This is a genomic window from Clostridium caldaquaticum (genome assembly GCF_023806125.1).
GTDB classification, from domain to species: Bacteria; Bacillota; Clostridia; order Clostridiales; family Clostridiaceae; genus Clostridium_AT; species Clostridium_AT caldaquaticum.
The window spans coordinates 38,375-54,828 of the sequence record NZ_JAMSKT010000016.1 but is presented as its reverse complement, the minus strand read 5'-3'; the positions used below and the strand labels follow the sequence as shown (position 1 = coordinate 54,828).

The window sequence follows — 16,454 nt, the reverse complement described above, 5'->3', positions numbered from 1 at the left end:
AAATTTAATATCGTATTATGAAAAATAATAATAACGCAATTTTAAGGAAGGTATTTTATATGGATTATAAAGAACTAGATGAAAAACTTAGAACTTTAACAGCTCGTGAGTTGCATTACAAATCTAATCCAGGGATGTCAGAAAAATATAAGCACCTTGATCCTATAGATTATCATGGAAAAAAAGTATATTTATTTAACTTAAAAGATGCAATAGCTGGTGAAAATATTTCAGTTTTAAAACATACTCGCTTTGCAGAAGTGCCAATGCACAAGCACGATTACATCGAATTAAACTACGTATACTCAGGAAAAGTTACACAAATAGTTAAAGACAAAACTATAACTTTAAAAGAAGGCCAAATATGTATTGTAGACACAGAAGTACCCCACTCCATACTGCCTACAGGCGAAGAAGATATTATCATCAACCTATTAATACGCAAGGAATATTTTACAACCTCTTTTCTAAGCAGACTTTCAAGCAAAGGCATTATATCTGAATTTCTAGTTACCGCTGTGTCTGATAAAAAGAATCATGACAACTATATTATTTTTAATTCAGACAACAATAGAAGAATACCTAATCTTATGAAGGAGCTGCTTTGCGAATATTTTGATAAATCTTTATATGCAGATGAAATTATCGACTGCTATATGATACTTATATTTACTGAGCTAATGAAAGTCTTTCAATATGATGCAAATCAGGCACATGCAAATTCAAATGGAAATGCATCCATAATAGATATACTTCAATATCTGGAGAAAAATTATATGACCTGCACACTTGAATCTACAGCAGCACATTTTAATTTTCATCCAAACTATTTAAGCTCTTTAATCAAAAAAACTACTAATAAATCCTTTAAAGAGCTTATCCAGGCTCAAAGGCTGACACGTTCTGCAATTTTGCTTACTAACAGCCATATGCCAGTATATGAAATTGCAAATGAAATAGGTTATCAGAATTTAAATTTCTTTTATAAGAAATTCAAGGATTATTTCGGTGTTACGCCAAATGAGTATAGAGAAAAAAATAACAAAAGCAAGAGCAATTAAGCTCAAACTTTTGTCTCCATATAAAACATTTTGCCTGTTAACTTTAACCTTTAACAGCACCAACGGTTATTCCCTTTATAAAGTACTTCTGAAAGAAAGGATATATAAGCATAATAGGAAGAGCACCTAAAACGGCAACTGCCATTTTTATTCCTGTTGTTGGAATACTTGCTGCAGAAGCAGCCATATTGCTTGTCATGGACATGTTTGATGTTAGAAACTGAGCATCCTGAAGCATACGGTTGAGAATATTCTGAATGCTGAACAGCTTGGGTTTAGTTAAGTAATATAAACCATTTGTCCAGTCATTCCAGTATATAAGCCCTGCCATCATTCCCAAGGTTGCAAGCATAGGCAGAGACATAGGGAAAACTACAGAAAATAATATTTTTCCTTCACCAGCACCATCTATCCTTGCTGCCTCTATAATCTCATCAGGTATATTTGTTATAAAATATGTCCTCATCATCATTACAAAGAAAGCATTCATTAATAAATTGGGCACAATCAGAGCAAATATAGTATTTTTTATATGAAATACTGTTGTCCACATAATATAAGAAGGAACTAAACCACCATTAAAAAGCATAGTAAAAAACACAAAGAATGCAATTATATTTCTTTTAGGTAAATCCTTACGCGATAAAGGATACGCAAGAAAAGAAGTCAAAAGTACATTAAGTGTAGTACCTATAACAGTTACAAAAAGAGTAATACCATAGCCTCTTATAATTCCTGTTGAATCAGCAAGCAAATATTTATATGCTGCTAACGAAAATTTTAAAGGAAAAATTCTATACCCATTGTTAATTAGAGCTGTTTCATCTGTAATGGAGGATGAAATTAATAATATAAAAGGAATAAGACAAAAAATCCCTAACAATATCATTACTATATTTACAGTTATTTGAAATGTTTTTTTCTTTTCAACCATATTTACCCTCCTGTTAAAATAACGCATTATCTTTATCTATTTTTGATACAATAAAATTAGCAAGTAAAACAAGTACAAAACCTACTAAAGCTTGATAAAATCCTGCTGCTGAAGACATCCCTACATCACCAAGCTGCAATAACCCCCTATAAACATAAGTATCAATTGTATTTGTTACATTATACAATACTCCAGAATTCATAGGTACCTGATAGAATAATCCAAAATCAGAGTAGAATATTCTTCCTATACTCAAAAGAGTAAGAGTTATTATTGTAGGCTTTAAAAATGGCAGGGTAATATGCTTTATCTGCTGCCATCTAGTAGCACCATCTAAGGTGGCAGCTTCATAATATCCTTTATCTATTCCGACTAGTGTAGCAAAATAAATAATACATGAGTATCCAAAACTCTTCCATATGTTTACAATAACTAGAATATAAGGCCAGTATTTTGGTTCTGAATACCATGATATACCCTCTTTGCCAAGGGATTTTAATATTGTATTATTTATAAATCCAGTTTCTTGATTTAAAAATGCAAAAACTATATAACTTACTACCACAATAGATATGAGATATGGCAGCAAAATTACAGTCTGATAAATTTTTTTCAGCCTTTGGGAAGCAATTTCATTAAGCAATATAGCAACAGTAATTGCAATAACTGTACCTAGTATAATAAATACCGCATTGTACGCTATTGTATTTCTTGTGATAATCCATGCATCTTGAGTTTTAAAAAGATATTTAAAGTTAGAAAATCCAGCCCAAGGACTTTTTAATATCCCTTTGGTAAAATTGACTTTTTTAAACGCTATAACGATACCAAACATTGGTATATAATTATTAATAATAAGATACAAAATAGATGGTATCATCATTATATAAAGTGGAAGATACTTTCTGACTGCATTCTTTTTTAATTTTGTTGCAGCAGCTGTATTCTTTTTAAATTTAGGTGTAGCCTCTATCATACCAATTCTCCTTTATTTTATTTAAAATAAAGGGCTAATTACTGCTAATCAGCCCTTAACATTATGAAATTTACTTTTGAGTTGCTGCCCATGCATCAAGCTGAGCTTGTTTTTCAGCTATAATTTTATCTAAACCAGCTGCCTTAAGTTCATTATTAAACTTTGGAAGTGCTTCTTCAGGGTCAATTGCACCAATAGATAACGCATTTTGATATTTACTTACAACACTTGTAGCAGCAGTTATTTCATTTTTTACTTTTTCTGGATCAAAAGTAAAGCCCATTGCCTTAGATTTAAAGGCTGTCTTATTAAAGTTATCAAGCTGTTTCCAGTAATCTCCGGAATTTCCTTTCCATACAGGAGTTATAAACTGATTGGCACACCATCCCCAGCCAAAGGTGGGATTATATGCAGTATTTGCTGGTGTCACTCCATCTACATAATCAATTATATTGTTTTGCTCATCTACAACTTTATAATGCTTATCTTTAATACCATAAATCAATAAAGTAGATATATCTTTATCAGTATAAGCAAGATTTAAAAACTGCATTGCTTTATCAGGCATCTTTGAATTTTTAGCTATAGCCCAGGTCAAACCTTGAGCATTTCCTGTTGTTGCGTAGCCTTCAATAAAAGTAACTGTAGCTAGCTCTTTTCCAGTTGCAACAGAATTAATTTCTGCAAAACCAGGCTTTAAGTTTGAAAAGTATCCAAAAGCCTTTCCAGAGGTCATAAATGTTGAAGCAGTTTCTGTATTATTAAGTGCATTTGGCATCATATATCCTGCTTTAAACCAACTTCTAGTTAATTTAACAAAATTCTTATAAAAATCAGTTTCATAATAATTAGTAACGCTTAAACTGTCTCCTCTGTTCATAATAACTCCTAAAAGATTACCATCTCCTAATCTGTCTACTCCATAAGCTGTTTCTACTAATGAGGCACCACTTTGTGGAACTAAGGGATACATACCAGGTTCTTTTTCTTTAATTACTGCAAAAACCTTAGTTAAATCCTCCATATTCTTTACAGCACTCATATCTATATTATATTTCTCTGCTATATCTTTTCTGTAAACAAACCCATACGATGCAGCTAAATCACGATTTGTAGTAATTCCGTATAACTTTCCATTGATTTTTCCCGCATCTATATATTGCTTGTCTATAACGCCTGCAATTCCAGAACCATATTTACTATAAAGGTCATCAAGCTGAATAACTTGTCCGTTAGCTACATAAGTAGATAATGGAGTTATAAAAGCAGGGAATAAATCTAGTTTTTCGTCACTAGATAACATTAGATTTATCTGTTGCTGCCAAGAACCAAAGTTAATCCTTGTAATGTTTATCTCCACCCCTATTTTTTCTTTTGTAATCTTACTGACTTCATTCGCTACTGCCTCTGTATCTGTATCATTACCTGCAGAGAACATAGCGATGCTTAAAGGTTCAGAACTGACAGTACTGCTGTCGCCTGCATTGCTGACTTCTTTTGAACTACAGCCTGTAAAAGTCAGTGCTGCAATCATAGTAGTTAAAAGCATACTTGTAAATTTTTTCATTTTTAATCCCCCTTCTGTTTTGATAGTTATATATTACCATCTTTACTAATTGCTCTCTGCCACTAATATGACTTATATTAATGTTTTTGTGATATGTTGTAAAGGTTTTAAACATTAAGACCTAAGCTATTTATTTTACTCTTTTAGTTTGCCTGTATTCTAATGGTGTCAATCCCGTTTCCCTTTTAAATATTTTTGAAAAATGTGAGAAATTTGAATACCCTACTTTTGAAGCAATGATACTTACAGGTATATTCGTCTTAATCAGCAGTTCTTTTGAAACTTTTACTCTTTCACTGATTATATAATCAATAAGAGCTATTCCTGTTTCTTTTTTAAACAATCTTGATAAGTATTCCTGATTTAAATGAACACTTTCAGCTATCTCATTACGAGATAATTCTTTCTCTAAGTTTTTGCTAATGTAATCCTTTATCTCATCAATAATAGACTTTTGTTCCACTGAACCTGACATCTCAAACTTCTTATTCAAAGGATACTTTACAGATTCTTTTACATCAATAAACATTTGCATAAAATCCTGCTGAAAATCTGCTATTAATTCCTTTTTATTTTCACTTAAATACATTCCATATTTATAAAATTTGTTTTTTTCTCTAGTTTCAACTATTTTCTTAATCGCCTTTTCTATCACCTTCTCAAGCTCATCGTACTTTATTGGCTGTAATAAGTAATCAAAACTCCCTAATTTTATTGCAGCCTTAGCATATTCAAACTCTGGGTGAGCAGAAAGAAAAATACACTCTATTTCAGGAAAGTTTTCTCTAACCCATTCTAAAAGCTCTATTCCATTACCTAAAGGCATTTCAATATCACATACCATTATGTCCACTTGATTATCTCTGATTATCTCTTTGGCTTCATGTATATTAAAGGCTTTATAAATTTCACAAATCCCAATTTTTTCCCAGTTGACACCAACTATTAAACCTTTTACCACATTAATCTGATCGTCTATCAGCAATACATTCATTAATGGTTTCCTCCTATAAACTGTTATAACTTTTCAATAGGTATAATTATCTCCGAAATAGCTCCTCCAGATGTCCCATTAGAAAAAATAACTGCAGCCTCTTCTCCATAAACTAAGTTTATCCTTTGTTTTACATTGCTTAAACCTATGTGATTATTATTCTTTTCTTTATATTCATTTAAATTAAGCATTTTTAAGATTTTCTCATCAAAGCCTTTTCCATTATCAGACACTGTAATATCCGCATAATCCTTCTCTTCACCTTTAAGTAATATTGCTTTAATATTTATCTTCAAAGATTTATCAAGCTGGACACCATATTTAATTGAATTTTCAACAAAAGTTTGTATTGTAAGGGGTGGAATTTTTATTCCAACTATTCGATGATCTATGTCAATTTCATATTCTGGCACAGCTGACATCCATATTTGCTGAAGACTAATATAGTTTTTAATATAATTTAATTCATCCATTAAAGTTACAAGAGTGAAACTGTCCTTAAACATATATCTAAAATGATTAGATAAGCCTATAATTGCTTCCTGGATTGTTTCATACTTTCTTCTTTCAGCAAGACTATATAAATTTTTTAATGCATTAAGAAAGTAGTGTGGTCTTATCTGAAACTGCAGATACTGGAGCTGTGCTTTTTGTTTATTTATCTGTTCTTCATAATTTTTTATCTTTAAATCTTTTATTTCCTTAATCATTAAATTAAAAGTATTGTTAACCTGTTTAAATTCCTCTGGAGCGTAATCATCTTTTATTTGTACATCAAAATTTCCTTTTGTAATAGTTTCAATAGTGGTTGCTATTTTCCCCAAAGGTTTCAATACTGCTCTTCTTAATAATATTATACATATTGGAATCAGCAGAACCGAAAGTATGGATATAATAAATATAGCTAGTTGTATTTCATTTAAGCCTTCTAATATATTTTTATCTGGTATAATACATAGTACATTAATGTCCGCTGATGAAAGCTTCTCTCCAACTACCATATACTTTTGTGGATTTCCTGTTAAATAATAGCTGTCTATTTTACCTTTTAAATCAATTTTATTATTATTTATATAATCAATCTTTGTTAATGGTACTCCATCAGTAGTACTATACATAATCATATGATTTTCCTTAACAGCCATTTTACTTAGAGGAAGCAGTATATTATTAAAATCAATAACAGCTCCTATATAAGTGTTATCATAACCAATCATTCTCAACAAATAATATTTTTGTTCTATTTTAACTGGAAACCAATCTAAACTAGTGTAACTTTTTCCAGTTTCTGCAAGTTCTTTTATTTTATTTCTTATATCTGTTTTTTCTTTATAGCTGAGTTCAGCAGAAATTTGATCACGATAAATGTTTTTTCCGGCATTGCAGAAAAACAACATGTCCAACATTTCCTTACTTTTGATATCATTAGCAAATTTATTTGCCAGAGACCAGGAAGCGTCATAAAGCTGCATTTCATCCTTTGAATTGTTTAAAGTCATGTAATCTACATCGTTTCCAATAATATTAAGAAGATATCCATCAATTTTTTTTAAATTATTATCCATATACTTTGAATATACAGACATTGTATTCCTATTAGATTCTGAGACTTTTTCCCTAAGTGAACTTATAAAATAAAAGCTGGAAACTATCATAAATGTTACAAATGGTGTCAATATGCATAAAAGCCCTAACAGCATCTTTGTTCTTATAGAGTTTTTATTAAAAAATTTCTTTTTTTCTATCATCATCTTATCCCCTTGAATTTGTTTATATGATTATTATAGCAATAGCATTATTCATTTATCAATTTTAACAAAAAATAAGGCAGTACTATGTGTTTATCAATAATCCACAATACTGCCTTACCCTTTTATTTATAAATATATTTATATTTCACTTATATTCAACTATTGTACATTTAACTTTGTCATATAATGATATAAAGCTCCGATTAAATTTGAATCGTTTCTGAATTTACAGCGCACAACTTCAGGTACAACAATATTAAATGGAAGTGAATTTGCAAGTTTTTCTATATTTTTTTGTATATATTCCATTAAAATATCCTGTGCACTTATCCCGCCGCCAATAGCTATTTTTTCAGGATCATAAATGTACTGTAAATTAAATAATTGTCTTACGAAACGATAGCAGTAATCATCTAGTATCTGAAGCACCTCTTCATCGCCTTGATTTGCCATTTCAAATACTTTACGCCCATCTAATTCTTCTTGAGGAATATTCTTTTTTTCTGCAACAGGCCTTATTAAACCTGGATATCCACCTTCATAAGCCCATAAAGACGATAAAGCTTCTCCTTCAGAATTTCTATTATCAATAAGTATAAAGCTGAATTCCCCTGCAGTGAAATGAGGTCCTTTATGTAATCTTTTATCTTTTATAATTCCTCCGCCAATACCCGTTCCTATTATAACAACAATACCGTCATTACAATCTGAAAGACTGCCAATCCATGCTTCTGCTAAAGCAGCACATTTACCATCGTTTTCAACTGTAATTGGTACAGGACAGCGCTTTTGTAATATAGAACATATATCTTTATCATAATTGTATTTTAAGGCCCCTCCGGAATATGCATAACCTCGTTCGCTGTCTATCCTGCCCGGCATACTTATAGCTATTCCTTCAATTTTATCTTTATACTTATCAAAAACACCGCCAATAGCATCTACAAACTGCTCTATTGTATCCTGTGGAGTAGGCATATCACCCTTTTCTAAAAAATCTGCCTTTTCATTCATTAGAGCATATTTTATTGCTGTACCACCTACATCAAACACTAAATAATTCATAACTGACTCCCCCATATTACTAAAATTGATTGTTTTCTTAGTTTTTATTTTATTTTTTATGTCACTTAAGTCTTCTCCGTTTTTTATTACGTCATTAGGCATTAGGGATGGTTAACAATTACTGCCTCCTATAAAGCAATAAAAACTTGTTAACCATCCCCTTTTATTATATTATAAATTTTTTTATTTTTTCAGGCTCGCTCCATTTGTAGCTATAACTTCTTTATACCAATAAAAGCTCTTTTTCTTATATCTTTCCAAAGTTCCACTGCCATCATCATGTCTATCTACATATATAAAGCCATATCTTTTCTTAAGCTCCGCAGTTGATGCACTTACTAAATCTATGCATCCCCATGTGGTATAACCAAGAACTTCAACTCCGTCTTCAATCGCTTCTGCTACTTGAACCAAATGATCATTTAAATATTTAATTCTGTAATCATCATTTACAGTCTTATTACCATTTTCATCAGTTATTAATTCATCAACTGCACCTAAGCCGTTTTCAACGATAAATAATGGTTTTTGATATCTGTCGTAGAAGAAGTTAAGAATATATCTTAATCCTTCAGGATCTATCTGCCATCCCCATTCTGAAGCTTTTAAGTACGGATTTGGTACACCACCAAGCAGGTTACCCTCTCCTTTTATATTCTTTTCTGGGTCTGAAGTTGCACATACACTTAAGTAGTAACTAAAGGAAATAAAATCTACTGTGTGCTTTAATATTTCTTTATCGCCAGGTTCCATTTTAATTTCAATATTATTTTCTTTAAAGTATCTGTTCATATATTTTGGATATTCCCCTCTTGCATGAATATCTGCAAAGAAAAGATTTTCCCTATCCTGTTCCATTGCCTTAAGTACATCACTTGGCTTTGGAGTTAATGGATAGTTTGGTATTCCAAGAATCATGCATCCAATTTTAAACTCCGGATTTATCTCATGTCCAATTTTTACTGCTAGTGCACTTGCAACTAACTCATGATGCATAGCTTGATATAAATCCTGCTTGCTTAATTGTTCCTTTGGTGTCCATATTCCAGCACTCATATAAGGAGCATGTAATGCTGAATTTATTTCATTGAAAGTTAACCAGTATTTTACTTTATCCTTATATCTTGTAAATATAGTTCTTACATAATTTTCAAAAAATCCTATTAATTTTCTGTTTGTCCAGCCATTATAATTCTTAGCTAATGCAAGTGGAGTTTCATAATGGGAAATTGTAACTAACGGTTCAATTCCATATTTAGCTAATTCATCAAATACATTATCATAAAATTGTAAGCCTTTTTCATTTGGCTCCTTATCATCACCATTTGGGAATATTCTTGACCATGCAATTGATAGTCTGAAAACCTTAAATCCCATTTCAGCAAAAAGCTTAATATCCTCTTTATATCTATGATAAAAATCAATACCAATAAGCTTCATATTATCTTCTGTAGGCTTATCAGTTATAGGACCTTTTATGCCTTTGGGCATTATATCTTGTATTGACAAACCCTTCCCGTCTTCATTATATGCCCCTTCACATTGGTTAGCAGCAGTAGCTCCTCCCCATAAAAATCCCTTTGGAAAACTTTTTATCATACTTTTTCTCCTTTCCTTATGTTTAATTCAGTTAAAAAATTTAATACTTTAAGATTTTAAATATTTTTCATAATATTACTCATATAAGAAATATTATACTAATACTTAAAACTATTTTAAACTTTTAAATTAATGAACTGTACTGGTACAGTTATATAAATAATGTCTATTTTTTGCACCCAAAAATTCACTATACTAATCTTTCAAATACATCTGGTTTATTCCCTTAATCTTATGTTAATATCACAATCCAAAGAAGATATATCAATATAAATAAAGTTTTCATCTTCCTTTTGAATTATATATTCCTGCATACAATTCTTATATTTTTTATCTAAAATTAATAAACAGGTCTTCAGGTTACTAGGTTTTTTAATGCTTATTAAAATATTATTTTTATACCGCTTCCAATTACTTTCTATAACACCTTTTATGGACTTATATTTACATTCTACAAATTCTATCTCCTCTTCAAAGTATGGTTTTATAAATATTTTATCCGCTCCAAAAGAATCTTTTAAAATATTTATTCCAGCTAATCCCTCGTAAAACCATTGAATATAGGATGTATACATTGCATGATTATCTGCTCCCGCAGGCCAATCATGAACATGTTCACTTAAAACACTCTGTCCATCCTTCAGCATACTATAGAAACTTCTTTCCTCTCTCTTATTCAGCCACTTATAAATAACATTTTGATAATTATATTTAGTAAGAACCTCATAGGTCATAAACATTCCAAAAATACCGCAGGTTATGGTATAATTATCATTTATTATTTTTTCAGCAAATTCCTTTGCAAGCTTTTCAGGCTCATCATCTAATTCAAAAAATAGTGCAAATGCATAACTTGTTTGGCTTCTATCTGAATAAGTACCATCTTTATTCTTATACATATTAATAATTAATTTCTTAACTTCCTCTGCCTTTTCACTATATTTTCTATAATCTTCAATATTTCCAATAATTTTAGCAAACTTAGACAGTAATTCTATATGATAATAATAAAAACAACTCGCCGAAAATTCCAATGCAGGAGATATTTTTCTATAAGTACCTTCTTTAGCTTCAGCACTTCCCCAGTCACCTAAACAACATTTTGATAATTTTTCAAGTCCTAATCCAATCAGATACTCTACCTGATTTTTTATATGTGTATATTCACTTTCTATAATTCTCACATTACCATAATATTGATACAATTTATTAATTATATATGAATATACCAATTGCCATCCGAGTGGTCCTGCCCCATCTCCTGTTCCGTTACTTTGAATTCCCATATATGGTGCTGTTTCTGGAAGCCCTCCATTTTCTCTTATATCATACCTGAAGTCTTTTATCACTTTTTCATATAAAGTTTCAGTGTCAAACATAAATATTTGTGAAGTTGCTAAACAAACAATATCTCCGCCATAACCTAATCTCTCTCTTGCACAATCTTCAAAAATAGAATGTATATTATTAAGCTTAGTATTCTTAGCTGCATTATATAATTTATTAAAAAACTCATTTGAACATTTAAAGGAACCAGACTCTTCTAAGTTTGTATGAACATAGGAAGCTTTTATATCATTGATATTATCTTTCTCTATTCCCTGAACTTCCACATACCTAAAGGAATGATAGGTAAACTTATTTACATAATGTGTTTTACCATCGCCTAAAATGCAAATATCCATTTGTGCTGCAATTTTAGGAGCTCCATCACCGCCATCAATTTGAAAATCACCAATTATTTTTCCAACAGCTCCTGCTAATGTAGTATCTACATCAACTGTTCCATCTTCATTTATATTTTCTCCATATATAAGTTTAACTTCTTGACCAGTTTTTCCGTTAAAGCTTATATCAATAAAGCCTTCTATTGTTTCGCCGAAATCTATTAATACATTTTTCTTATTATTTACCGTTACACTCTTTGCTGTAACAATTTTAACCGGTTCAATCTTATCAATAAAACTGGCATTTAATTTTCCACCTGGTGACGTGGTTAATACTGCATTTTCCCATGTAATATCTACAGAATTTAAGTCTTTCCATGTTTCATTAACTAGTCTAGAGTCAAACCTTTCACCTAAATAAATATTATTGAAAAGATAAGATCCCTTGGATACTTCCCAGGATTCATCTGTTGATATAATTATTTTCTCGTTGCTATTTGTTATTATCCTCAAATCAGCTATTAGTTTAGGTTCTCCTATATCCAATACGCTTCTTAAATTATACTTACCAAATAGTTTTAATGGTGACGGATTATACCATCCATTACCTAACTCTACCGAAACAATGTTTTTTCCCTTATTTAAGTATTTACTAACTTCATATACATCATAATAAATACACTTAGAATACCTTGTCCAGTCAGTGTTCAACTCAGCTTTTCCAACTTTTCTGCCGTTTATATACACATTATAATATCCTAAGCCAACAATATATAAAAAAGCTTCAATTATATCATCACTAATATTAAATAACTTTCTTAATATACAATTCCTATTATCTTTATAATAATCAATCTCATTTCCTAATTTTTCTCCATTAGATATCCATTTACCAATAAAATTGCCAAAAATAGCTGTTCTAAATGTTTTATTTTTAATACAACTATCAAACTCATTCCAAACTTTTATTGTCACTGTATATTCTGTCTCCATCTTCAAATCTAAATCACTTATAAATATTACATTATCTGATGAGTTTATTTTATTACTATCATAAATATTTGTATCTTTATTTCTTATTATAATCTGATATTCTGTTTGCTTTGTATCAACCATCCAGCTTATTATTAATGAATTAGAATCTACATTTATACAGGAATTCTGATAGTTAACTCTAATATTGCTTATATTCATATTTTCATTCTTCCCCTTTACTAAACACTTAAATATAGAAAGTTCTTATCTTATCTAAATTAAAACATGTATAAGATAAGACAAGAACTTATTTACAAATTACTTTATACTGTTTCTGCTTTTCTTTCTTCCTCTACTGCCATATTGTCAGCAACCTTAAAGAAGATATACCAACATACAAATCTAATTGCAAATGCTACAACTTGAAACGCCGCAATTTTCCAGCTGCCTTGTATAAGTCCTGAAAGAAATACTGGTGTACCTGCTGGTGTACTTACACCACCTACTGGCGGAAGAATTCCAATAACTGTTAAGAAATAAGCTAATCCTAAAATAACACCATCCAATAATATATAAGGTAATGCGAAAACAAAATTCATTACTAAAGGAGCACCATAAGCTAGTGGTTCACCAATTGTGAATATTGCCGGAACAACAGCAACTTTACCTAATGTCTTATACCTAGCACTTTTAGACATAAATGCTAACATAATTGCAAATGGTAGTAAATTTCCTGCTGAATAAGTCATGAAAAAAGCAAACCCTGTAATATTAGGTAATGTTTGCCCTGCTGAAAATGCAGCAAGTTGCTGCGCATCCATTGCAAACCATATCGGTGCTACTACACCTAGGGTAACAGCATGCCCATGAAGTCCAAGGAACCATAAGAACTGAGCTAATATAGCAACTATAATAACAGATCCAATACCTGAACCTAACGAAGTTAAAGGTGTTTGTAAAAATCTATAAATTAATGCATGTATACTTCCATAACTAGTATTGCTTAGTATTGCTGATATAATTGTAAACAATGTAAGTATTATAATACCTGGGATTAAACTTGAAAAGGATTTAGCAATAAATTCCGGAACACTGTCAGGAACTTTTATAATTAATCCTTTTTTAGTAATAGCTACAAATAACCTGGTACTTACGAATGCAACAATCATTCCGGTAAATAATCCCATAGCACCTAACCATTGATTAGGAATACTAAACGCTTGCCCAAGGGGACCCATTTCTCCGAGGGTATAAGGTGTAAGAATAAAGAATGATACCATGGATATCAATCCAGCTGGGAATGCATCAACTTCAAAAGCTGTAGCTAATGCATAAGCTACCGCAAATGAAACTAGTACCGCCATAAAGTTATTTGTAAAATTTATAGGCACATCGAAATATTTTCCTAATCCATTACTGTTAATAAAATTTTGATATGCTGGTATTGGAAATATTTTAAGTAAAGTTGCAAAGGCACTCATTATTGTAGCTGGTAATATCAACATCATGCCCTTCATTACTGCCTGCAAATACTTATTTTGTCCGATCGCTGCTGTTAAAGGTTGTATTTTTTCTTGTACTTTTTCTAAATTAATAGCCATATACTTTCCCCCTATTTTAAAATAATAATATTTTTATTAATTAATTTACCTACTGTATCCTCAAATCATTTTTACATCTGTACTGCTTTGCAATTATATAAATTGAAAAGCAGTTTTTTATTACACTATACTTAGTACAGACATATAAAATAATTAACATAATTACTTTTTTGTATTTTTATAAACTTCAATAATTTCTTCTGCAATTATTTTAAAACCATCTGCACTCATTAGCTGATCTTCTGCATGCATCAACATTAATGTTGGTACAACCACTTGCCCATTTGCTTCTTGTTGAATTAATTGAGTATGAGCATGGTGTCCCTGTAGAAAAATCTCTGAACCTTCTTTTATAAGCTCCTCTGCTCTTTCAAAGTTACCTTTTTTTGCTTCTTGAATTGCTTCAATATATAAGCTTCTTGCTGTTCCTACTGCAGAAATTATCTGAAAACTTATTAATTCCATTCCTTCCATCTACTTATCTCCTAACACTTCTTTTACTCTATTAATAACTTTTGCACCATCCATCATTCCATATGCCATCATATCAATAACTTCTACTGGAATTGGCTTTACTTCTTCTTTTACCTTATTTAGCAAATACTTAACTTGTGGCCCTAAAAGCACTATATCAGCACCATCTTTAACTTTCGAGGCTTCTCCAGCTGCATATGCATTTATCTCACATTCATAACCTATTTTTTCTGCTGCCTGTCTCATTTTTGTTACTAAAGCACTTGTAGACATTCCCGCATTACATAATAATACTATTTTTCTCATTGTTATTACCTCCCTCTTTGTGCTTTTACTTCTAATAATATTTTTTTCATATTCTTATTATAAAATGCCGCAAGTCAAATATTAACTGAATATATTGCCACTTAAATGCGGCATTTTATTATATGAGAAAGTTAATGTTATTCAAAAAATAAAATTAGCCATTCTTTTTTATAGTAAAAAGTTCATGGCTAATTTTCTATAATACTTAATATCTCTTATTGAATTTTTAAAATAAAAACAGCTATATTGTGGATCTATGTCAATATATTAGACACAAAAAGTTGAACCTTTTATGCAATTTTTCTAGCTAAATCTTCGCATTTTTGAGGAGTTAAATATCCAATACTACTGTGTATCCTTTTTCTGTTATACCAAGCTTCTATATATTCAAATACAGCAAGCCTTGCGGCATCATAATCAAAATAATTAACAAGATGAACTTCTTCTTTTTTTAAAGAGGCATGAAAAGACTCAATGCAAGCATTATCATAGGGACATCCTTTACCACTAAAAGAGTGGGTAATTATTTTAATGCTATTTATATATTCTTTAAAAGCAGAGCTTGTATATTGACAGCCTAAGTCACTATGCAGGATCAACGGTTTGTTTGGCTTTTGAAGCTTAATAGCATTTTTCACAGCTTGCAATGCAAGGGTTGTATCAATAGACTTTGACATGGCGTAACCAATAATTTTTCTGCTATATAAATCCATAACTGATGCTAAATAGCACCAACCGTCTTTAATTGTGTGGATATAGGTAATATCTGTTACCCATTTTTCATTGATAGTAGTAGCATTAAAATCTCTTTTTAAAACGTTTTCTTGCTCTTTTATTTTACTTTTTGATGATGTTGGCCTGTATTTTTTTATTATTATAGATTTTATCCCCAATTTTCTCATCAAACGTTGGGTTCTCTTTAAACTAATATTTATCCCCAATGCTTTTAGTGATTCATTTATTTTAACAGCACCATAACGTTTTTTGCTGGCTTTGTGTATATTTATGATTTCTTTCTCTATCTTTGCATTCTCTAATTCTCTATTACTAGGTTTTTTATTTAGATATTTATAATAGGAACTTCTAGACACTTTTAAAACCTTACACATAAGCTTAATGTCATGATATTTCTTATTGTTAGTGATAAACTCAAATACAGTAGTTACTTCCTTGCGAATATGCCCATAGCTTTTTTTAATATTTCTATTTCCTCTTCAAGTTGTTTATTCTTCTTTAACATAGCTTGATATTCAGCCATCGTTATAGTTGTATCTTTATCCATAACTATAGGATTATTTTTCTTTATCCATCCTGATATTGTTGATTTTGATAGGGCATATTCACTGCTTAACTCTGCTAAGCTCTTACCAGAATTATAAAGATGTACTATTGTATTTTTGAATTCTTCTGTATATTGCTTTTGACCTCTTGCCATTGTAAACACTTCCTTCTCTTTTCTTTATTTTAAAGTGTTCGGCTTTCTA

13 protein-coding genes are annotated in these 16,454 nt (G+C 30.6%); 1 reads left to right on the top strand and 12 read right to left on the bottom strand.

Features of this window, described 5'->3' with window-relative positions:
* Nucleotides 1-59: 59 nt before the first annotated feature.
* Entirely contained in the window at nucleotides 60-1,061 is a 1,002-nt protein-coding gene (locus M2651_RS10965; RefSeq protein ID WP_252132395.1) for an AraC family transcriptional regulator, read from the top strand.
* 43 nt (nucleotides 1,062-1,104) lie between these two features.
* Here the strand turns inward: M2651_RS10965 and M2651_RS10960 are convergent, their stop codons facing one another.
* The 12 genes from M2651_RS10960 to M2651_RS10905 form a co-directional block, all read right to left on the bottom strand.
* Entirely contained in the window at nucleotides 1,105-1,995 is an 891-nt protein-coding gene (locus tag M2651_RS10960; RefSeq protein WP_252132394.1) for a carbohydrate ABC transporter permease, read from the bottom strand.
* A gap of 13 nt (nucleotides 1,996-2,008) precedes the next feature.
* Nucleotides 2,009-2,971 (bottom strand): ABC transporter permease, encoded by a 963-nt coding sequence (locus M2651_RS10955; protein ID WP_252132393.1) that lies wholly within the window; start codon nucleotides 2,969-2,971, stop codon nucleotides 2,009-2,011.
* Between the two features lie 70 nt (nucleotides 2,972-3,041).
* Entirely contained in the window at nucleotides 3,042-4,538 is a 1,497-nt protein-coding gene (locus M2651_RS10950) for an ABC transporter substrate-binding protein (protein WP_252132392.1), read from the bottom strand.
* Nucleotides 4,539-4,668: 130 nt separating this feature from the next.
* The gene (locus M2651_RS10945; protein WP_252132391.1) at nucleotides 4,669-5,532 is read right to left on the bottom strand and encodes a response regulator transcription factor; all 864 of its coding nucleotides are present in this window, start codon (nucleotides 5,530-5,532) and stop codon (nucleotides 4,669-4,671) included.
* A 23-nt stretch (nucleotides 5,533-5,555) separates the two neighbouring features.
* Complete coding sequence (locus tag M2651_RS10940; protein WP_252132390.1) at nucleotides 5,556-7,283, bottom strand: sensor histidine kinase; 1,728 nt, start codon at nucleotides 7,281-7,283, stop codon at nucleotides 5,556-5,558.
* A 159-nt stretch (nucleotides 7,284-7,442) separates the two neighbouring features.
* Nucleotides 7,443-8,348 carry an ROK family protein gene (locus M2651_RS10935; protein WP_252132389.1) on the bottom strand — a complete coding sequence of 302 codons (906 nt, stop codon included), beginning with the start codon at nucleotides 8,346-8,348 and terminating at the stop codon, nucleotides 7,443-7,445.
* A 183-nt stretch (nucleotides 8,349-8,531) separates the two neighbouring features.
* The gene (locus M2651_RS10930) at nucleotides 8,532-9,947 is read right to left on the bottom strand and encodes a glycoside hydrolase family 1 protein (protein WP_252132388.1); all 1,416 of its coding nucleotides are present in this window, start codon (nucleotides 9,945-9,947) and stop codon (nucleotides 8,532-8,534) included.
* 218 nt (nucleotides 9,948-10,165) lie between these two features.
* Nucleotides 10,166-12,808, bottom strand: coding sequence for a family 78 glycoside hydrolase catalytic domain (locus M2651_RS10925; protein ID WP_252132387.1), 2,643 nt, complete (start codon nucleotides 12,806-12,808; stop codon nucleotides 10,166-10,168).
* Nucleotides 12,809-12,912: 104 nt separating this feature from the next.
* Nucleotides 12,913-14,190, bottom strand: a complete 1,278-nt coding sequence (locus M2651_RS10920; RefSeq protein ID WP_252132386.1) for a PTS sugar transporter subunit IIC — start codon at nucleotides 14,188-14,190, stop codon at nucleotides 12,913-12,915.
* 162 nt (nucleotides 14,191-14,352) lie between these two features.
* The gene (locus tag M2651_RS10915; RefSeq protein WP_252132385.1) at nucleotides 14,353-14,664 is read right to left on the bottom strand and encodes a PTS sugar transporter subunit IIA; all 312 of its coding nucleotides are present in this window, start codon (nucleotides 14,662-14,664) and stop codon (nucleotides 14,353-14,355) included.
* Nucleotides 14,665-14,970: a PTS sugar transporter subunit IIB gene (locus M2651_RS10910; RefSeq protein ID WP_252132384.1), complete on the bottom strand. Its 306-nt coding sequence runs from the start codon at nucleotides 14,968-14,970 to the stop codon at nucleotides 14,665-14,667.
* A 290-nt stretch (nucleotides 14,971-15,260) separates the two neighbouring features.
* Nucleotides 15,261-16,405, bottom strand: a protein-coding gene (locus tag M2651_RS10905) for an IS3 family transposase (RefSeq protein WP_434062145.1) whose coding sequence is annotated in 2 segments (ribosomal slippage) — nucleotides 15,261-16,168 and nucleotides 16,168-16,405 — 1,146 coding nt in all. Because the reading frame shifts where the segments join, the coding sequence is not laid out codon by codon here.
* Nucleotides 16,406-16,454: the final 49 nt, after the last annotated feature.